This is a genomic window from Ornithinibacillus halophilus (assembly GCF_900129485.1).
GTDB lineage: Bacteria > Bacillota > Bacilli > Bacillales > Amphibacillaceae > Ornithinibacillus > Ornithinibacillus halophilus.
This window is the reverse complement of sequence record NZ_FQVW01000025.1, coordinates 1-18614: the sequence shown is the minus strand read 5'-3', so window position 1 is coordinate 18614 and position 18614 is coordinate 1. Positions and strand designations below refer to the sequence as shown.

The window sequence follows — 18614 nt, the reverse complement described above, 5'->3', positions numbered from 1 at the left end:
GAGCTCCGTCTCCATGCTTGTACAAGAACAGGCAGAAGTGGGGGACAGGAACGATAACCTTAAATTCTACTAGATTTAATAGTTTGCATACTTATAATTAAACATCCAATCATAAACAGGATGGAAGCAGGGATTCCTTGATACCAAATACTATCATTTTGATTAACGATTGTCCTTTCAGCCAATACATACTGGAAAGGATTTATCCAAAACAGACCATCCCACGGAATAAAGGTTAACACAAACCCCACTAAAAGTATTCCTATTAAAATGTAACAGGTAATAATGGGACTCCAATTTTCCCAGATATGATTGAAGTAACACAAATTCATAAAGGAAATAAATCAAAAGTTGATATAACTAAAACTAATAGACAATTTACTGCGCCTACCGAAACGGGTCTTTATTATTATAATGTTCATGCAAAATGGGAAGAAGAAATAAAAGGAGAGGCCTATTACGCATTTAAAGTAGCTGTGAGAAATTAAGCAAGAGTATTTTGTTTAGAGTTGAGACTTTCGTGTAGTTGAATAAACACTTCTTTCTTTTTTTATAAAAAAAGAAGTGCAGAAACATAATTTGCCTCTTCACTTCTTGTTCTAATGTGTAGGCTTTCTTACAAACTAGCGTTAAAGTAGTGAATGACGAAAATTTCAAATCACTTCAGGAATCAATTCCAATCGAAACAAACTTCTTCTCCAAGAATTCATCCATTTCGTGGTCAACATCCTCTTTGGAGAAGTGGGGGTGAGGTGCGTCAATGGGATTCTTAATATTTGGTCAATTGGTGTAGATTAATTGCACTAACCTTATCTCTCCTTAAATTTCTTGTATAGGTCTTGAACAAAGATTCAGTCACACTCCGTCCCCATGCTGATTTCAAGCAGTAATAAAAATGTGATATTATTGTAAATAAAAAGAGAAAGCACGTTCAATTAATAATTTGATTTTTAAAGGAAGGTAATAGGTGGATGAGAAAGATTTCATTAACAGAAATTGATGAAACTATTAGAGAAAATCGGAAGTGGGCGAACAATTCGATTCGAAAAGAAATGACATCTTCATCCCGCCGTAAAAAATCTCGAACAAGAACACAAAGTGAAGTTATTGCATTAAATGGAAATTGCTGTAACACGGTGGAATAAAGCGGTTGAAACAGGTAAAATTAAAAGATTGGGCGTAAGGCGTATATATTATGATTACAATTGGTGACCTTCGAAAGGAAATTGGCTCTTAAAGATAAACCTAAGTTCGAGAAACAAGTTGAATTTTCTGCTTTATTAACAGAATATTTAAAAATTAATAAGCGTTATTCCTGCTGTTATAGAAATGCTAAATTGAACTAGTAAACTTAATGCTTCGTAAGTCGACGTTCCTATCAATTAAAATAAATGGGGTAGAAAGATGATGAATAGTAGAATGAATCCAAAGGTAGATGAATATTTAAGTAACGAAAATAATTGGCAAGAACATATGGAGGAATTGAGAAGAATCATCCTTGATTGTGGACTAACGGAGGAACTGAAATGGAACCTGCCTTGTTATATGTTGGAGAAAGGTAATATCGTTATAATTCAAGGATTTAAAGAATACTGTGCCATTATGTTTTTCAAAGGCTCTTTGATGAAGGATCCTAATGGTATTTTAACGAGACCTGGGAAGAATTCGCAGGCGCAGCGTCAAATCCGATTCACTAGTGTACAAGAGATAATTGAAATGGAAAACATCATAAAAGCCTATATTCAGGAAGCAATGGAAGTAGAAAAAGCGGGGTTGGAAGTGACATTTAAAAAGAGTACAGATTATGCAATTCCTGAAGAACTACATAGTAAATTTGATGAAATACCAGACCTTAAAACGGCTTTTGAGAAATTGACTCCAGGACGGCAAAAAGCATATATCATTTATTTTTCTAATGCTAAACAATCTAAAACTCGAGAGTCACGCGTAGAAAAGTACATACAGCATATTCTCGATGGAAAGGGTCTGCGTGATTAGTATATTTAGATATGCTCCTTCAATTAAGACGAATAAAAATATCTATGAGGACGATTCTGCAGAAATATGAAGCAAGAGCTCCGTCTTTCCAGGATGCCAATCCTCGAACAATAAAAAATAATGTTTATATAGAACGTGTTAAACTTAAGGGAGTTTAATGCGTTTTTTATTTTAAAATAATTGAAACTTTTTACATATGTAGTCTATCTAATGGTTAGAGAAAGGAGGTATAGGATGAATCATTTAAAACTAATTAAAAAAGCAAAATCTGGTGATAGTGAAGCATTTGAAGAACTTTTGATGTTACATGGTGAACAACTTTATCGTACGGCATTTCTATATACAGGTAATCGCCAGGATGCTTTAGATATTGTACAAGAAACGAGTTATAAAGCATTTGTAGCAATTAAAACATTGAAAAAGAATAAATACTTTACTTCTTGGCTCATAAAAATACTTATTAATTCAGCCTATGAGTTTTTGAACAAGAAAAAAAGGGATATTCCACTTGAAAATATTGAACAATTTCTCCCACAACAAGATTCCACATTTAGTATCGAACAATTAGATTTATTTCAAGCAATTAATAATCTGCGAGCAACGTATCGTGATGCTATCATCCTATTTTACTTTCAAGATTTGCCAATAAAAGAAGTTGCAAACATTATGAACATCCCGGAGAATACGGTGAAAACTTACCTACATAGGGGGAAGGAACAACTAAAGGTTAATTTAAAAGGGAGTGAGTATGGTGAAAGAAAAACAATATCAGGAAGCCTATGAGAAGATAGAAGTTCCAAGTGAAGTTGTGAAACAAGCAATAAGAAAAGGAGTTCAAAGGGGTACTACAATAAAGCATAATAAAAAACCAATATGGAAAGTTGCCTCTATTATAGCTGTAGTATTTATGGTGGCTTTAGTTTCAGTAAGTATAACTTTCCCTTCATTTGCTGAAAGACTGCCAATTGTCGGTAGTATATATGACTTTTTCAAAGAAGATAACCAGGAATTTGTTTTTAAGGAGTATGAAGACAAATCTACAGGCATTAATGTTACCGAAGAGAGCAATGGGGTAAGTGTAACCATTACTGATGCTGTATATGATAGGGAAAGTATTACGATAGCTTATAAAATAAAAAGTGAAAAAGATTTAGGTGACGGTGCAGTGCTATCTGGGAATTTAGAAATAGAGGAGATAGCAAATACCCTCAATGAAGGTTCAATGCCTCCTAAAAAAATTGGAGAAAATGAATATGCTGGTCTACTCATTGCGACATTAGTAACAGGCCAAGAAGCAGATCAAATTCATGTTAATTGGAAAGGCAACACAATTATATCCTTTGATGGGGATCAACAAATGAGAACTTCAGGAAATTGGTCATTTGAATTTACCTTAGATTCCCTTGAAAGTAAGACGCAAAATTTTGCTGAAAATAACTACACATCAACAACAGATGGATTCAGTGTAGAACTTACAAGAACTACAACAACACCAATTTCTAGGGATTTTCATTTTAAAGAACAGATTGATCGTGATCTAGATGGTTGGATCGAAGAAGAATGGGACATTATTCTTTTTGATTATAAAGTATATGATGATTTAGGTAAGGAATATGACTCAATCGGTTTGTCTTCCTATGGTGATAAATTCGACAAAGGACATAGAATAAGAACCACAGTGATTGATGAAGAAGCAACTTCATTAAGAATTATTCCTATTGTTGAAATTTACGATAGAAAAGTGAATTTAGTTAAGGAACCATTTTATCTTAAACCAATTCACGTACCTTTAAATAAGTAAAAAAAGTATAGGGCCGGCAAAATGATCGGTCCTTTTCTATTGAAGGATACAAATTGGCAATGCACAGAAATATATTAATTGTCCAAACATCACTTTTAACTGTGGTAAGAGGTATTTATAGTATAATAGCGAGAGAAAGTTTTGTAAAATACCGAAATTTCATAAAGGATATCAGAAACTGCAATTTTGCATTAAATATTGTCATTAAAATAGAGAAATTTAATTAGAAATCTTAAAACTACATAGTGATAATAAAAATAATAGGTTTTTTTAGTTAATTTTGCTTGATTCAACATTTGAGTCAATGCTTGAGTTAACACTTGAACTAAAACTTGAACTAACACTTGAGTCAAATCTTGAGCTAAGACTTGACCAACAATGATTTAACTCATTTGATTCAACTTATTTGAGTCAACACTTGAGTCAACACTTGAGTCAACACTTGAACATACCTAAACATAGACGAAGAAGAAGAAGATGATGATGAAGATGATGATATAGTTCAACAAAAAGCTAAAGAAATAATTCTGTGAAAAAAATTTTTTCAAAAAGCACCCCTTTTTTCAAACTTTTTTCGAATGTAGTAGTGAAAGGAGGAATTGGAATGATTATGACTGTGGAGAGTGTAATCGTTTAAGCACTTGTGGGAGTGGTGTATTTTGAGAACGTCTGGATGAAATGGAGTCGAGGGGAGGTCTGGAAACTGTTGGTGATTGAATGAACCGCAACTTGCTGAAGCAGCAAATAAGTAATTTTGTAATTCTTCAAATTGATAATCAGTTAAAGAATATGTGACTATGGAAAAAGATTGTGTGATAGCTTATTGACTACATGCCCCCAGTGTTTGTAGAGCAAATGCTGAAAGAGAAACATTCAGTTGGAGGAGTGCTTATGAGAAAGTTGGAATTAATGCCTTTTAAAGAGAATTGGATGACGAACTACAATGAAGAGTCTAAAAGAGTTCAAGAGATTTTTGGTGAACTGCTTCTGAACATCCATCATATTGGAAGTACTTCTATTCCAGGAATGATAGCAAAACCGGTTATTGATATATTAGTTGAAATTCAGAATATCAACGATGTGGATTCGTTCAATAATGATATGAAAATGTTGGGGTATGTCCCCAAAGGAGAAAACGGGATTAGAGGAAGACGGTATTTTTTCAAAGAGAAGGGTAATAAAAGAACGCATCACGTACATATTTTTCAATCCGGTTCACATGAGATCAATAAACATTTAGCTTTTAGAGATTATTTAATTATTCATCAGGATGAGGCTGAGAGATACATAGAACTTAAAAGAAATCTTTATCAAAGAATGGGCGTTAATGTTAAACAGTATCAAGAAATGAAGGGTCCCCTTATTCAAGAATTAACGGATAATGCGCTTAATTGGGCAAATAAAAATAAAAAAACTTCGGTGATGGGATTCATTATACGTCAGAAGGAAGATGGAAGTAACGAATTACTGACATTATCAATCAGTTCTATCCCTTACGCAAGCCTGCGAGTACCAGGTGGAGGCGTAGAAGGCAATGAAGATTTAATAGGAGCGCTTAACCGTGAAATTTTGGAAGAGGCAGGATTATCCAATTTAACGCTTATTAGAAAGATCGGTTCGATCACCTACTATAAACCGTATATAAAACGAATGGTAGAGAGGCATGACTTTTTACTATTAGCCCCTGCAGACATTGAAGATTCATGGGGACATCGAGTAACAGGGGGGGACAAGGACTCCGGTTTGTCATTTAACTATCGATGGATACAAGAACATGAATTTCCAAAGCTAGATGGAGAGTTAAGAAGTTTTATTTCACCAGAATATATTTCGGAGTTATTTAATAGATAAAACAGTGCTATTGGGTGAAATCCTCATAGGACTGTTTTTTATTCTTTTCTAGCAATTACCATTAAATGAAAATACTAGTTGATTTCAAGGAGTAATTGGCGTATTATTTAAAAAATAGAATTTGAGAGGTATGAATAGATATGAATCCAATGCTGATAGAATTTCCAGAAGAATTTACAACAGAACGATTAATAATTAGAATGCCAAGACCAGATGATGGGAAAGTTGTTTATGATGCTATCCAAGCTTCCATTAATGAGCTAAAGCCTTGGTTGCCATTTGCTCAAAAAGAGCAGACAGAACAGGATGTAGAATTAAACATAAGATCGGCACATATTGCTTTTCTAAAAAGAGAAGATTTAAGACTATTAATCTTTCTAAAGGAAACAGGGGAATTTATTGCTACTTCTGGATTACATAAAATGGATTGGTCTATACCAAAATTTGAGATAGGATACTGGATTGATAGTCGATACAGTGGAAAAGGGTATATGACAGAAGCAGTTCAAGGAATTACTGACTTTGCCTTTAACGAATTACACGCAAGGCGAGTAGAAATTAAGTGTGATAAAAGAAATACGAAGAGTAGAGCTATTCCTGAAAAATTAGGGTTTGAATTAGAAGGAATTTTAAAGAATGATGACTTATCACCTGACACCAACGAATTAAGAGATACATGTATCTATGCAAAAACAGTCTAATTTTTCTTTGAGAGATTACATAGTTAAAAGAGGTCATTAGGCGTACTGAAAAAATAACCTTGTAAGGATTGTTAAGGAGGATATATGAACAAAAATATATACATAATTAGGCATTGTGAAGCGACAGGACAACCTTCAGAATCGCCATTAACGGAAAAAGGTTTTACTCAAGCTAAAAAAATATCCGAGTTTTTATCTGATAAACAAGTTGATCGGATCATATCCAGTCCATATTTACGTGCAGTTCAATCAATAAAACACTATGCTACAAGTAAAGATTTGGATATCGAAACGGATAATCGCTTGACCGAACGAGTGCTTAGTAGCACTTATTTTCCAGATTGGATGGATAAGCTAGAAGCAACCTTCAAAGATATGGATTTAACGTATGAAGGTGGGGAGTCCAGCAATGAAGCTATGAAAAGAATTGTTGAAGTTGTAAATGACGTTGTAGCGAGTCGTTCCCGTAATACAATTATTGTGGCACATGGAGGGATAATTTCCTTATTATTGCACCACTATGATAAAAACTTTGGATTTGAGGCATGGAAACGTTTGAGTAATCCTGACGTGTACCAATTGAGCATAACATCTGAGGAAACTCATATTAAACGACTATGGACTACGGCTTATTCGTCCTAATAACCTAGAAAATAAAAACGGGAGGTCTAGAATCTAGATCTCCCGTTAAAAACATTGTGCACTGAATTTTTCTTGAGGTATTGGCTTGCTTAAGTAAAAGCCTTGAATTTCATCGCAATGATTTTTTTGTAAAAAAGATAGTTGTTGCTGATTTTCAACGCCTTCTGCAATGACGGTCATATTTAAGTTATGGGCTAGATTTATCATTGCTTGAATAATCACACGGTCATCTGAATCATTTAACAAGTCTAAGACAAATGATTTATCAATTTTTAAACGGTTTAACGGTAACTTTTTTAAGTATAGTAGGGACGAATAATGTGTACCAAAGTCATCCAAGGAAAGCTGGATACCTATTGAATTTAACTTTTTAATATTTGATAACGTTAACTCAGGATTTTCCATAATCACACTTTCGGTCAATTCTAACTCGATATATTTAGGTGACACTCCTGTTTTCGATAAGGTTTTACTTACGATTTCAAAAAGGTTCTTCTTTTGAAACTGGGTCATCGAAAGATTCACAGCAATTTTAATAGGTGGAAAACCTTTATCCAACCAATGCTTATGTTGGAGACAGGCTTGATAAAGAACCCATTGATCGATTTCTTGGATTAACCCTGTTTCTTCTGCAATTGGAATGAATACTCCAGGGGAAATCATTCCTTTCTGAGGATGATTCCAGCGGATTAAGGCTTCTACCCCAGTAATTTTATTCGTTTTGAGTGACGATTGTGGTTGGTAATACAGAGTAAACTCATTATTTTTGATTGCTTGACGCAAATCGTTGGCTAGCATAAGCTTTTCAAAAGACTCTTTGCTATCAACAGGTCTGTAGAAATGAAAGGCTTCATTTTTTGTATGCTTTGCTTTGTACATGGCAGCGTCAGCATGTTTTAATAAAGTATCTGCATCATCACCGTGGTCGGGATACATGCTAATCCCAATACTTGGTGTAATATAAAGGTTATAGCCTTCAATTTCGAAAGGTTGCTCAAAAGCTTTTAAAATTCTATAAACCGAAAGCTTACATTCCAATTGATTACTTACTGTGGAATCAATAATGACAAATTCATCTCCACCATATCGACTTATGAAGACCTCATCGGAAACGGCGTTAGATAATCGTATTGCCACATGTTTTAGTAAGGCATCCCCTGCACTGTGTCCCAACGTATCATTGATTTCTTTAAATCGGTCTAAATCGAGGAACATCACAGCCCAACTCGTAATGGATTTATCTTTAAGACAGGTACAAATATACTCATAAAGATAGTTCCGATTAGGCAATTCTGTTAACTCATCATGATGTGCTTGGTAGTGTAGCTTGTTTTCGAGTTGCTTTTTTTCTGTGATATCTCGAAACATCGCTACATGATTTTCGATATGCCCTTTTTCATCCGTAAAAATCTGAATGGTAATTTCTTCTAAAAATAACTCCCCATTCTTTTTCCTGTTCCACATTTCACCAGTCCATTTCCCTTCCTGCCGTAATGTTCGCCACATGGATTGATAAAAGTCACGATCTTGTATTCCAGAACTTAAAATGTTAGGGTTTTTCCCAATCACTTCTTCAGGCAGGTAACCGGTTAGTTTTGTGTAAGAAGGGTTAATATAGATGATTTTATTTTTCTCATTTGTCACACACATTGCTTGTGGCATATTTTCATATGCTTTAGCTAATATATGGTTTCTTGTTTGAGAATCATCATTAGTTGAACATAAAACAATTCCTAAAATGTATTTGATGTTGTCGTCACTAAATGGGATAAGGATCATCTCAGCTTTACAATTTTCAATAGAGAAATTCTCTTTCTGAATACAATTAGAGTCAAACGCTTGTTGGCACAAGCTTATAAATCTGTTTGCGTCTGAATGATTAAGAACCTTATGGAGTTCCATATTAGTAATAGAAGTGTTCTCTTTACCCGTGTATTTTAAGAAGGAATCATTAGCAAACACAAAAGAATATGTAGAGTTACATTTAACTTTAATTATAAATAGACCATTTTCTATTGCTTTTAAAGCCTTGTTAAAAGTGGTTAGTTGATTGTTTAGGGCGTTTTGTTTATTTTCTATTTCTAACATGAAATCACCTCTATTTAACGGAATAGCCTATTAATCCGGTTTTTCCTTATCCAATCTTGAGGAAAAGGAAAAGTATTTCTTCTAATTGTGACAAAATCTTACAATTTTTGCTATCGGGTAAAACCCTATATATATTTCACTTGTATCCGTCTAAATACCTAGAATAGAGGTTATATTTTAATTATTTCTAATATAAAGAGGTTATGGTATGATACAAGAAAAATAAAGGGCTACCTCACAATGAGATAGCCCTAGCCATTATATTCATTTTTAATTAAACTTATTGTCCACCAAATTGTTGCTCTGCTGCTTGAACAAGACGTTTAGTGATCTCGCCACCAACAGAACCATTTGCACGTGAAGTACTATCAGCACCAAGTTGTACACCAAATTCTGATGCGATTTCAGTTTTCATTTGGTCTAATGCTTGTTGTACACCAGGGACTAACAACTGGTTTGAGTTATTGCTATTGTTGTTTGCCATGGTATATCACCTCCTTGGTACACCTTATATTGTGTTGAAAAATCGAGTTATATTCAAGAATTTTTGAATGGATAAAATTGGTTTAGCAATTAGAAAAATTTGACTTTTAGACGAGTTAGACTATTTCTTAAGAAAGTAGTGATTGTAATGTATGCCACTGCTTAGACTGGCGAAATAAGAAATTATCTTACACTCAACAACCCATTGTTAATTAAATTATTAATAATCTCCGCCATTTCCTTCGGTGGTTTATCCATACCATTAAATAACCACATCTTCATCATCTGAATACTTCCACTTACTATAAACGCACTCAAATAGTTGGAGAGTTCTTTGTCTAGATTGTTAATTTCCATCCAGTTTTTCATAAGAAAGCGGTGGGCAACAGTCTTCACTTTCTTCTCAAATGATGAATTTCCATTTTCATTTAATAATGTACGGCATTCATCATGCTTCGTGGAAAAATACTCAAGCAATTTAATCGTCATCTGGAGTGCTTCTTTCTCTTGCTCAAAATTATAACCACTTAAGTAACGATTCATTTCCTCTATTATTTCATCCTCCACTTGGTCAAGTAGGTCAAAATGATCGGTATAATGGGCATAAAAAGTGGAGCGATTAACATCAGCTAATTTACACAATTCTTTTACCGTAATAGTAGAGATTGGTTTCTCCTTTAAAAGTGTCATTAAACTATCCTTTAGCACCTTACGTGTATATTTTTTTCTTCGATCCATTTTTTCAGACATGAGCTTCCTCCTAAAAATCGACAACATATCCAACAGAAGATGAAAATGTGTTGGGAATTGTACGTTTTTTACAAAACTGTTTGTTGTAAATCCAACACGGTGTTTATATAATTGTAAGGTGGAATTTTTATCGGTGCAACATAAACTAATTGGATGACCTAGAAGAATCGTCCCGTAAGGAGTGAATGAACATAGCAGCAAGAATTATAAAACATAAAAAATCAATCGTTATTGTATTTGCTGTGCTCATGATAGTTAGCATTTTCGCACAGTTTACGGTGTCGGTTAACTATAATATGGTAGAATACTTACCTGAAGATGCACAGTCGACGAAAGCAATGGAAATCATGGAAGAGGAATTCGATGGCTCTATTCCTAATACGCGAGTCATGATCCATGATGTAACCATTCAAGAAGCATTAGATTATAAAGAAAAGTTAGCTTCCATTGAAGGCGTCTCTGATGTCACGTGGCTAGATGACGCAATTGACATTAAAACTCCTATCGAAATGGCAGATGTGGATACTGTTGAAACATATTATAAAAATGATCATGCTTTATTTTCCTTCAGTATCGAAGAAGGGGAAGAAGTAAAAACAACAGATGCTATTTATGAACTTATCGGAGAAGATAATGCGATGTCAGGGGAAGCATTAGATACGGCCACCCAACAGAAAATGGCCTTTACGGAAACGTTATATGCGGCTGCATTATTAATACCAATCATTGTTCTCATCCTAGTCTTATCGACTAGTTCATGGATTGAGCCGGTATTTTTCTTAACAGCGATTGGGGTTTCTGTCCTAATTAATCTAGGAACGAATATTTTTATCGGGGAAATTTCATTTGTTACTCAATCTGTTGCACCAATTCTGCAATTGGCGGTTTCCCTAGATTACGCTATTTTTCTTTTACACAGTTTTTCTGATTACCGGAAAAAAGTAGAAGATCCTGAAAAAGCGATGCAGCTTGCAATTAAACGCTCATTCCCAGCAATTGTAGCGAGTGCATCAACGACTTTCTTTGGGTTTATGGCATTAAGCTTCATGAATTTTGAAATTGGCTCTGATTTAGGTGTCAATTTAGTAAAAGGGATTGTCTTAAGTTTTATAAGTGTTATGGTCTTTTTACCTGCACTTACAATTATGTTTTACAAATGGATTGATAAGACGCAGCACAAGCCATTGTTACCAAGCTTTAAAAATATTGGAAGCAAAGTGCTTAAACTAAAAGTACCTAGTTTAATACTCGTATTTGTTCTTATTATTCCTGCATTTTTAGCTCAGAGCGAAACTAATTTTATTTATGGAATTGGTGAGCAACCAGAAACAACACGTGCTGGAAGTGACATAGCTAAAATTGAAGATGAATTTGGTAAGAGTACTTCGATCGTCTTGTTAGTACCTAAAGGTGATACTGCAAAAGAAGAGCAGCTCGTACAAGAATTAGATGAACTAAACCATGTAACTAGCATTCTTTCTTACGTTAATACAGTGAGTGCTGCTATTCCGCATGAGTATTTAGACGAATCAATCACCGAGCAATTTTATTCTGAGAATTACAGCCGGATTATCCTTAATACAAACACAAATACAGAAGGTGATGCTGCCTTTGGATTAATAGAAGAGATACAACAATTAGGTAAAGATTATTATGGGGATGATGCATACTCACTTGGAGAGAGTGTGACATTGTATGATATGAAAAATACAGTTCAACGAGATAATACAGTAGTTAATCTTCTTACCGTTATCACGATTGCGATTGTATTGCTTGTGACATTTAAGTCCATATCATTCCCAGTGGTTCTACTGTTGACGATTCAGTCGGCGGTGTGGATCAACTTATCTGTACCATATTTTACTGATTCTTCCTTAGTATTTGTAGGGTATCTCATAGTTAGTACCGTGCAGCTAGCAGCAACAGTGGATTATGCGATCCTACTGACAGAAGATTATAAAGAAAAACGTAAAGAAATGCCTGCACTTAAGGCAATTAAGCAAACACTTGATGAGAAAATATTCGCGATTGCGATATCAGCTTCCATTTTATCAAGTGTAGGGTTTATTCTTTGGATTACTTCGTCCAATCCAATCGTATCATCCATTGGGTTATTATTAGGACGTGGTGCATTACTAGCCTTCTTAATGGTAGTATTTTTCCTACCAGCCATGTTAGTGGTGTTTGATAAAATCATGGAAAAAACAACTTTAAAAGCAAATTACTATAAGGAGAAATGATGATGGGGAGAATGAAAAAGATTGTACTTGTCTTATTGGCTGTAATCCTTATTTTGCCGTCATTTCTTACGACAGCTTCTACTAATGACAGTAATGCAAAGGAAAATAAGACTGAGAGTGAGAGCGTTGGAAAAATAGGTTCCAAGGATGAAGTCATCTACGCGAATCTTAGTGCCACTGGTGAGAGACAAGAAATTTATGTGGTAAACACATTAGAAATTGATGAACCAGGAAAGGTTACCGATTATGGAACGTATTCCAGTCTTAAAAATTTGACGAATTTGACAGAAATGACTTACGAAAACGATCAAGTCATGTTCACAGCAGATAAGGGGAAATTTTATTATCAAGGGAATATGGTGGATCAAGCCTTACCTTGGGATATTTCAATCGACTATCTGTTAGATGGGGAAAAAATTGCACCGAGTGAATTAGCAGGAAAAGATGGTCAGGTGCAAATTCGAATGAATACTTCTGCAAATGAAACGATCAATTCCGTGTTCTTTGAAAATTATCTATTACAGGTTTCCCTGACACTTAATTCTGATCTATTTACGAACATTAGAGCAGAAGAAGGTACGATTGCTAATGCTGGTAAGAATAAGCAAGTGACATTCACAGTCATGCCTGAGAAGGAAGAAGAACTAGTATTAGAAGCAGATGTTGTAGGATTTGAACTAGACGGTATTGAGATTTCAGGTGTTCCATCATCGATGCCAATCGAGAAACCAGATGTCAATGAAATGACCGACGATATGAGAACATTATCGGATGCGATTTCTGATTTGAATGATGGTGTTGAAGATTTTAAAGAAGGAGTTTCTGAACTTAATAGTGGCGTTGTTGAACTACAAGATGGCTCTAAACAATACAAAGATGGTATCGTGGAGCTAGATGATGGTTCTTCTAATCTAGTGGATGGTTCTAAGGAGATTGAAGAAGCTCTTAATACTATGAGCAATTCATTAGATGGGTTAGAAGAGTTAGACTTTAGTTCTATGGAAGATTTGGCTAATGGGTTAACTCTTACTGTAGATGGATTAAGAGAAATTTCTCAGGGACTAGAGAATCTAAAGGAAAATTACGTTATTGCGTATGGTGCGCTTGATGGTGCAATAGAAGATATGCCTTTATATAACATTACTCAAGAAGACTTTGATGAGCTATACGAAAGTGGAGCAAATCAAGAAGTAATAGCACAATTAGAAGAAACGTATCATAAATCTGTTGCAGTGAAACTCACGTATGGTGAAGTGAAAGCAGCTTTTGATGCTGTTGAGGGATCGTTAGAAGGAGTTATTAAAGCCATTAATGATATGGCCAATAACATGGATGAAATGGCAAGTGGTGTTTCTGCCTCCCTTAAAGATATGGAAAGCTTAAATGATTTAACTCTTTTACAAGAGGGGATTGCTGAATTAGCAAAAAATTATCAGTCTTTCCATGATGGATTAGTTCAATATACTGGTGGAGTTGGGGAATTATCCGATTCTTACAAGGAACTACACAGTGGAATTGTTGACTTATCTGATGGAACGAATGAGTTAGAAGACGGTGCAGTAGAATTGCATGAGGGCACTACAGAGTTACATGAAGAAACAAGTAACCTACCTGATCAAATGACAGAAGAAATTGATGAGATGATGTCTGATTACGATAAATCTGACTTTGAAGCAGTATCTTTTATTTCAGCAAAAAATGAACAAATCAATACCGTTCAGTTCGTCTTCAAAACGGAAAGTATCCAATATGAAGAACCTGAAGTGGTGGAAGTAGTTGAAGAAGAAGAAAAAGGATTCTGGGCTAAATTGAAGGATCTATTTTCTTAATAAGAAAGGTGCTACCTACAGTGTGTGGGTAGCATCTTTTTATATCTGTAGGATTCAGAAAGTTATGATATAATCAGGTTATTCTATTAGGGATAAATTTTTGTCCCAATGTTAGCAACGATTATAATGGGAATACTATTATTAATTGAAGGATTATTTTTAATAAGTTATCCTTACAAAAAACGCAAAAATCGAGTTTGACAAGGGAAGTTAGGTGGGAGAAAAAATGGAGAGTCAAATGAAAAAGGAATTCGAAAAATCAAAATCAAAAGATAAAGAGGAACGATATGAAGCATATCACAATATATTAGAGGCAACAGAACAAGAAGTGGATTGGGCTTATGAAGTATGGGATCAATTACTAGAAGATTTAACGGATAAAGATAATCATCAACGGTCTCGCGCTGCACAATATTTAGCTAACTTAGCAAAAAGTGATCCGGAAAAAAGAATGCTTGATGATTTTTCAAAGGTTTGGAACGTTACATATGATGAAAAATTTGTTACAGCTAGACACAGTTTGCAGTCCATTTGGAAGGTTGGACTTGCTGGTAAAGAACAAAAAGAAATGGTTATGGAACATATGGTTGATCGCTTTAAAAATTGTGAGGATGAAAAGAATTATACGTTAATTCGGTCTGACATCATTCAAAACATGAGAAATTTATACGATCATTTAGAGGAAGAGGAAATAAAAGAAACAGCTTTAGAGTTAATTGAAACTGTAGATGATACAAAGTATAAGAAAAAGTATAGGAGTATTTGGAGATAAGAAGGAAAGAGGTTGGGACAAAAGTTCTTTTGAAATTACGAGAGGATTTTAAGTGGTGGCGTGAATCCTACCGCTACGGAAAATACACTTCGCTTTCACTTCCAGCACAAGGGCGACATCTATTCAAGCTTCCTTCGGTCGCTTTCATAGTGTCTTCTTTGCCGCGGCGGCTGGTGAGCCAGGGAACTACTTGGTTAGGCTTCCTAGCTCCCTTGCGCTGAGGAAGCCCACTGCGTAGCATTACTTGTAGACGCAAGCGCATCACGGGGTCTCACCTATGCCTTTGTTCCCGCAGGACAAGTAATGCTACGGCAGCATTATCATCGCACGAAGGAAATTGTCTTTTATTTCCGAGGAGTCTACGTATATTCCCTCCGCTAAGCTAGCAAATTGTTCGTCTTTGGTAATGACTTTTTAGTTATGTCCCATCTTCTTTTCTTCTAAATCTTTTTTTGTAATAGCAACATTATTAATTTTTAATCCTTCAATTTTTACTTTGCCATCGATTAGTTGGTCTTCTGTAAGAATACATGGTATTTCATAATCAACGGCTTTTCCAGTAATATCGTAAAAAATATACCCTTCCTTTTCATCATAAATGAACGAGTTTATTTTCATATTTGGTGTAATGAACAAGGTCATTTTTTCCTGCTCGTTCCATATTACTTTTACAAGAATTTTCTTTTTGATTTTTTTCTGTACCAAAGTTGTTAATGCAGTTAATGATAGGTTTTCCTCCATTAAATTCTCCTCCACTATGCTTGTTTGATATTTTCTTATTTTTAGCATACATGAATGAAAAATCCAAGTATTTATTAATACCGTTAAATAAAATGCAAACTTCCTAGAGGATGATGAGGGAATCAAGGTGAAAATGAATCTAATTTGAAACGCTCAGAAATTCACTTCTGAGCGTTTTGTCATTCTATTCTGCTTTACTTAGTAACCGAAGCTAGTTCCTACAATAATTAATAGGATGAATAGAACGACAATTAAAGCAAAGCTTCCACCATAGCCTCCTCCATAACTTCCGCTCATCATTTCACCTCCAATGCAAACGTGATAGTATATTATATGAGTCAACAAAAAATCTGAAAGGTACAAGTATATTAATGCTGACTCCTATTTACCAAAATCAGCATATTACTACACTTGAAGCAGAAACTACATATAATACTGTAAACAAAAAGCTAAAGTAAAGAAGGGTTACAATGAATGAAAAATCATTAGGTTGGAATTTTGATAACAGTTATGTACGTCTTTCGGAGACACTTTATACGAAGCAAGAACCTACTCCGGTTCAATCTCCAAGATTACGTACTTTTAATAAATCTTTAAGTGAGTCGCTTGGTTTGGAAATAAAAGGAGATAACATAGAAGAACTCGTGCCAGTTTTTTCAGGCAACAAAATTCCAGAGGGTGCAGAACCTATATCTCAAGCATATGCAGGGCATCAGTTTGGGCATTTTACGATGCTAGGAGACGGGCGTGCCGTTTTACTCGGTGAGCAGATAACACCTGAGGGTGAGCGACTTGACATTCAGTTAAAGGGTGCAGGACAAACTCCGTATTCCCGTGGTGGAGACGGTCGTGCAACACTAGGGCCTATGTTACGAGAGTATATTATTTCTGAGGCAATGCATGGACTAGGTATCCCTACGAGTCGAAGTTTAGCAGTTGTAACTACTGGAGAAATGGTCAGGAGAGAGACAGCATTACCAGGAGCAGTACTCACGCGAGTTGCAGCTAGTCATTTGCGGGTAGGTACCTTTGAGTATGTTGTTAGATACGGTTCTATTGAAGAACTCAAACAGCTAGCTGATTATGCAATTGAACGCCATTTTTCTGATATTGAACTAGGGGAAAATCACTATCTTTTGTTGTTTCAAGAAGTGTGCAGAAGGCAAGCTTCACTTATCGCAAAATGGCAGCTTGTAGGATTTATTCATGGCGTGATGAATACTGATAATATGACGATAAGTGGAGAAACCATCGATTATGGACCATGCGCGTTTATGAATGAATTTGACCCTGCTACCGTATTTAGTTCCATCGACCAGCAAGGGCGCTATGCTTATGGAAATCAGCCTGCAATTGGGCAATGGAACCTGACGCGTTTGGCGGAGACATTGATACCATTGTTAGATGAAGATCAAGACAAAGCAGTTGAATTGGTAAAAGCGGCTCTGAATGGTTATGCAGATGATTATAATCATTATTGGAGAAGTGGCATGAGAGCTAAATTAGGACTCTTTAATGAAAAAGAGGAAGATAAGCAATTAATTGAAGACCTTTTAGGTTTAATGAAAGAGCACGAAGCAGATTTCACGAATACTTTTCGTGCACTGACATTAGATGACTTTGAAAGTATGGACATGTATAACGAGGATAAGTTTAAAAGTTGGCTGAAAAAATGGCAAGAACGATTGAGTAGACAATCTCAATCAAGTGAGGATATAAAGGAATTAATGCAAAAAAATAACCCTTCCATTATTCCACGTAATCACAGGGTTGAAGAAGCTCTAGAAGCAGCAGTAGGAAATGATGATTACTCTGTCATGAATCAATTACTTTCAGTGCTTTCCAATCCTTATGACTATACACCGGAACAAGAAGAATATACGAAGCTTCCTGAACCATCGACTATACCATATCAAACCTATTGTGGAACGTGATGGTATTGTGGGAATTATAAGTTTATTGGTGTTATAATAGGACTTAAATCTCGTCTCCAAGGCTAATGTCTTGGGGGTGAGATTTTTTTGTTGGTCAAAATTAAGATTGTGATGAAATAGGAGGCTAACGAATGAATTTTAGAAAAAATTCTTATTATTTTTGGAATTATATGTTAACATCTTGGTAGATGTTAGTAACTGCTGAGGAAACAGATGTGTAGAGAGAAATTATATAAGGGGAGAAGTAAATGGATGTTGTTGGAACAATATTATTATTAATACTCATCGTATTCTTAATTTCTAGAGTTGCTCACTTTTTCAATGATACAAAACATAAATTAAATGAGATTGATCGGAAAGTAGAAGAGATACAAGAGTATATTGCAAATAAGGAGGACAATTAATCTATTGTTTAGATAATTGTCCTTTTTTTTCAGTGATGTCTAGCTTCGAGTACCTGCGACTAGCGAAGGAACTACATAGAATTACTTCTCTGGCCTTTGTGCCGAGTAACCGCAAAAAAACTACGTGGCGAAACTTCATTGCTTTTGTGCCGAGTAACCGCAGGCACAGGCACAAGACTTCCTTCGCCTTCGTACGATAAAGAAGACTTGCCGATTGGTGAAACCAGAGGTTTAGTCGCACTTATACCCTTGTGGTTAAAGTCAACATCGCCTCCGATATAAAGGAAGGCCGACTAAAAGCGGACTTTGCGTCCAACGTCGGCATACCCCTATGAAGGGGCATGTTTCCTTTTCGCTTTCGAGCATAAGATTAACTAAAA

20 protein-coding genes are annotated in these 18614 nt (G+C 35.2%); 13 read left to right on the top strand and 7 right to left on the bottom strand.

Going from position 1 to position 18614, the window contains the following annotated elements; all coding sequences use genetic code 11:
- Positions 1 to 59: 59 nt before the first annotated feature.
- Positions 60 to 251, bottom strand: a complete 192-nt coding sequence (locus BUB12_RS10755) for a hypothetical protein (protein WP_072890807.1) — start codon at positions 249 to 251, stop codon at positions 60 to 62.
- A gap of 57 nt (positions 252 to 308) precedes the next feature.
- On the opposite strand from BUB12_RS10755, the gene BUB12_RS18035 reads away from it, so the two are divergent.
- Both BUB12_RS18035 and BUB12_RS17685 read left to right on the top strand, forming a co-directional pair.
- Positions 309 to 488 (top strand): hypothetical protein, encoded by a 180-nt coding sequence (locus tag BUB12_RS18035; protein ID WP_072890806.1) that lies wholly within the window; start codon positions 309 to 311, stop codon positions 486 to 488.
- Between the two features lie 483 nt (positions 489 to 971).
- Positions 972 to 1145 (top strand): hypothetical protein, encoded by a 174-nt coding sequence (locus BUB12_RS17685; protein WP_159431569.1) that lies wholly within the window; start codon positions 972 to 974, stop codon positions 1143 to 1145.
- Between the two features lie 147 nt (positions 1146 to 1292).
- On the opposite strand, the gene BUB12_RS18260 is transcribed toward BUB12_RS17685, so the two are convergent.
- The gene (locus BUB12_RS18260) at positions 1293 to 1382 is read right to left on the bottom strand and encodes a putative holin-like toxin (protein WP_407668445.1); all 90 of its coding nucleotides are present in this window, start codon (positions 1380 to 1382) and stop codon (positions 1293 to 1295) included.
- 22 nt (positions 1383 to 1404) lie between these two features.
- Between BUB12_RS18260 and BUB12_RS10745 the strand changes: the two genes are divergently transcribed.
- From BUB12_RS10745 to BUB12_RS10720, 6 genes are all read left to right on the top strand, one after another.
- Positions 1405 to 1998, top strand: coding sequence for a YdeI/OmpD-associated family protein (locus BUB12_RS10745; protein ID WP_072890804.1), 594 nt, complete (start codon positions 1405 to 1407; stop codon positions 1996 to 1998).
- A gap of 234 nt (positions 1999 to 2232) precedes the next feature.
- On the top strand, positions 2233 to 2781 hold the full coding sequence (locus BUB12_RS10740; protein WP_072890802.1) for a sigma-70 family RNA polymerase sigma factor: 549 nt from the start codon (positions 2233 to 2235) through the stop codon (positions 2779 to 2781).
- Positions 2750 to 3799, top strand: coding sequence for a DUF4179 domain-containing protein (locus BUB12_RS10735; RefSeq protein ID WP_159431568.1), 1050 nt, complete (start codon positions 2750 to 2752; stop codon positions 3797 to 3799). Before BUB12_RS10740 ends, BUB12_RS10735 begins: the two co-directional genes overlap by 32 nt.
- 891 nt (positions 3800 to 4690) lie before the next feature.
- Positions 4691 to 5650, top strand: coding sequence for a GrpB family protein (locus BUB12_RS10730; RefSeq protein ID WP_072890799.1), 960 nt, complete (start codon positions 4691 to 4693; stop codon positions 5648 to 5650).
- A 140-nt stretch (positions 5651 to 5790) separates the two neighbouring features.
- A complete protein-coding gene (locus BUB12_RS10725; protein WP_072890798.1) occupies positions 5791 to 6351 on the top strand; it encodes a GNAT family N-acetyltransferase in 561 nt (186 codons plus the stop codon).
- 84 nt (positions 6352 to 6435) lie between these two features.
- Entirely contained in the window at positions 6436 to 6993 is a 558-nt protein-coding gene (locus tag BUB12_RS10720; protein ID WP_072890796.1) for a histidine phosphatase family protein, read from the top strand.
- Positions 6994 to 7038: 45 nt separating this feature from the next.
- On the opposite strand, the gene BUB12_RS10715 is transcribed toward BUB12_RS10720, so the two are convergent.
- From BUB12_RS10715 to BUB12_RS10705, 3 genes are all read right to left on the bottom strand, one after another.
- A complete protein-coding gene (locus BUB12_RS10715) occupies positions 7039 to 9081 on the bottom strand; it encodes a sensor domain-containing protein (RefSeq protein ID WP_072890795.1) in 2043 nt (680 codons plus the stop codon).
- A gap of 280 nt (positions 9082 to 9361) precedes the next feature.
- The gene (locus BUB12_RS10710) at positions 9362 to 9565 is read right to left on the bottom strand and encodes an alpha/beta-type small acid-soluble spore protein (protein WP_072890793.1); all 204 of its coding nucleotides are present in this window, start codon (positions 9563 to 9565) and stop codon (positions 9362 to 9364) included.
- A gap of 182 nt (positions 9566 to 9747) precedes the next feature.
- Positions 9748 to 10314 (bottom strand): TetR/AcrR family transcriptional regulator, encoded by a 567-nt coding sequence (locus BUB12_RS10705; protein WP_072890792.1) that lies wholly within the window; start codon positions 10312 to 10314, stop codon positions 9748 to 9750.
- A 185-nt stretch (positions 10315 to 10499) separates the two neighbouring features.
- Between BUB12_RS10705 and BUB12_RS10700 the strand changes: the two genes are divergently transcribed.
- From BUB12_RS10700 to BUB12_RS10690, 3 genes are all read left to right on the top strand, one after another.
- Positions 10500 to 12554, top strand: a complete 2055-nt coding sequence (locus BUB12_RS10700) for an efflux RND transporter permease subunit (RefSeq protein ID WP_084063303.1) — start codon at positions 10500 to 10502, stop codon at positions 12552 to 12554.
- 2 nt (positions 12555 to 12556) lie between these two features.
- Positions 12557 to 14383 (top strand): YhgE/Pip domain-containing protein, encoded by a 1827-nt coding sequence (locus BUB12_RS10695; RefSeq protein ID WP_327196143.1) that lies wholly within the window; start codon positions 12557 to 12559, stop codon positions 14381 to 14383.
- Between the two features lie 226 nt (positions 14384 to 14609).
- Positions 14610 to 15155, top strand: a complete 546-nt coding sequence (locus BUB12_RS10690) for a hypothetical protein (RefSeq protein ID WP_072890789.1) — start codon at positions 14610 to 14612, stop codon at positions 15153 to 15155.
- Between the two features lie 414 nt (positions 15156 to 15569).
- Here BUB12_RS10690 and BUB12_RS10680 read toward each other — a convergent pair whose 3' ends face one another.
- Both BUB12_RS10680 and BUB12_RS10675 read right to left on the bottom strand, forming a co-directional pair.
- On the bottom strand, positions 15570 to 15896 hold the full coding sequence (locus BUB12_RS10680; protein WP_072890786.1) for a hypothetical protein: 327 nt from the start codon (positions 15894 to 15896) through the stop codon (positions 15570 to 15572).
- Positions 15897 to 16094: 198 nt separating this feature from the next.
- Entirely contained in the window at positions 16095 to 16193 is a 99-nt protein-coding gene (locus BUB12_RS10675; RefSeq protein WP_072890784.1) for a YjcZ family sporulation protein, read from the bottom strand.
- Positions 16194 to 16366: 173 nt separating this feature from the next.
- Between BUB12_RS10675 and BUB12_RS10670 the strand changes: the two genes are divergently transcribed.
- Both BUB12_RS10670 and BUB12_RS17870 read left to right on the top strand, forming a co-directional pair.
- A complete protein-coding gene (locus BUB12_RS10670) occupies positions 16367 to 17830 on the top strand; it encodes a protein adenylyltransferase SelO (RefSeq protein WP_072890783.1) in 1464 nt (487 codons plus the stop codon).
- Between the two features lie 248 nt (positions 17831 to 18078).
- A complete protein-coding gene (locus BUB12_RS17870) occupies positions 18079 to 18234 on the top strand; it encodes a hypothetical protein (RefSeq protein ID WP_200801056.1) in 156 nt (51 codons plus the stop codon).
- The last annotated feature ends 380 nt before the right edge of the window (positions 18235 to 18614 follow it).

What these genes read in the sequence shown, in the direction of transcription:
- BUB12_RS18035 (WP_072890806.1), top strand. Translation starts at nt 309, where the DNA reads ATGATTGAAGTAACACAAATTCATAAAGGAAATAAATCAAAAGTTGAT.
- BUB12_RS17685 (WP_159431569.1), top strand. Translation starts at nt 972, where the DNA reads ATGAGAAAGATTTCATTAACAGAAATTGATGAAACTATTAGAGAAAAT.
- BUB12_RS10745 (WP_072890804.1), top strand. Translation starts at nt 1,405, where the DNA reads ATGATGAATAGTAGAATGAATCCAAAGGTAGATGAATATTTAAGTAAC.
- BUB12_RS10740 (WP_072890802.1), top strand. Translation starts at nt 2,233, where the DNA reads ATGAATCATTTAAAACTAATTAAAAAAGCAAAATCTGGTGATAGTGAA.
- BUB12_RS10730 (WP_072890799.1), top strand. Translation starts at nt 4,691, where the DNA reads ATGAGAAAGTTGGAATTAATGCCTTTTAAAGAGAATTGGATGACGAAC.
- BUB12_RS10725 (WP_072890798.1), top strand. Translation starts at nt 5,791, where the DNA reads ATGAATCCAATGCTGATAGAATTTCCAGAAGAATTTACAACAGAACGA.
- BUB12_RS10720 (WP_072890796.1), top strand. Translation starts at nt 6,436, where the DNA reads ATGAACAAAAATATATACATAATTAGGCATTGTGAAGCGACAGGACAA.
- BUB12_RS10715 (WP_072890795.1), bottom strand. Translation starts at nt 9,081, where the DNA reads ATGTTAGAAATAGAAAATAAACAAAACGCCCTAAACAATCAACTAACC.
- BUB12_RS10710 (WP_072890793.1), bottom strand. Translation starts at nt 9,565, where the DNA reads ATGGCAAACAACAATAGCAATAACTCAAACCAGTTGTTAGTCCCTGGT.
- BUB12_RS10705 (WP_072890792.1), bottom strand. Translation starts at nt 10,314, where the DNA reads ATGTCTGAAAAAATGGATCGAAGAAAAAAATATACACGTAAGGTGCTA.
- BUB12_RS10700 (WP_084063303.1), top strand. Translation starts at nt 10,500, where the DNA reads ATGAACATAGCAGCAAGAATTATAAAACATAAAAAATCAATCGTTATT.
- BUB12_RS10695 (WP_327196143.1), top strand. Translation starts at nt 12,557, where the DNA reads ATGGGGAGAATGAAAAAGATTGTACTTGTCTTATTGGCTGTAATCCTT.
- BUB12_RS10690 (WP_072890789.1), top strand. Translation starts at nt 14,610, where the DNA reads ATGGAGAGTCAAATGAAAAAGGAATTCGAAAAATCAAAATCAAAAGAT.
- BUB12_RS10680 (WP_072890786.1), bottom strand. Translation starts at nt 15,896, where the DNA reads ATGGAGGAAAACCTATCATTAACTGCATTAACAACTTTGGTACAGAAA.
- BUB12_RS10675 (WP_072890784.1), bottom strand. Translation starts at nt 16,193, where the DNA reads ATGAGCGGAAGTTATGGAGGAGGCTATGGTGGAAGCTTTGCTTTAATT.
- BUB12_RS10670 (WP_072890783.1), top strand. Translation starts at nt 16,367, where the DNA reads ATGAATGAAAAATCATTAGGTTGGAATTTTGATAACAGTTATGTACGT.
- BUB12_RS17870 (WP_200801056.1), top strand. Translation starts at nt 18,079, where the DNA reads ATGGATGTTGTTGGAACAATATTATTATTAATACTCATCGTATTCTTA.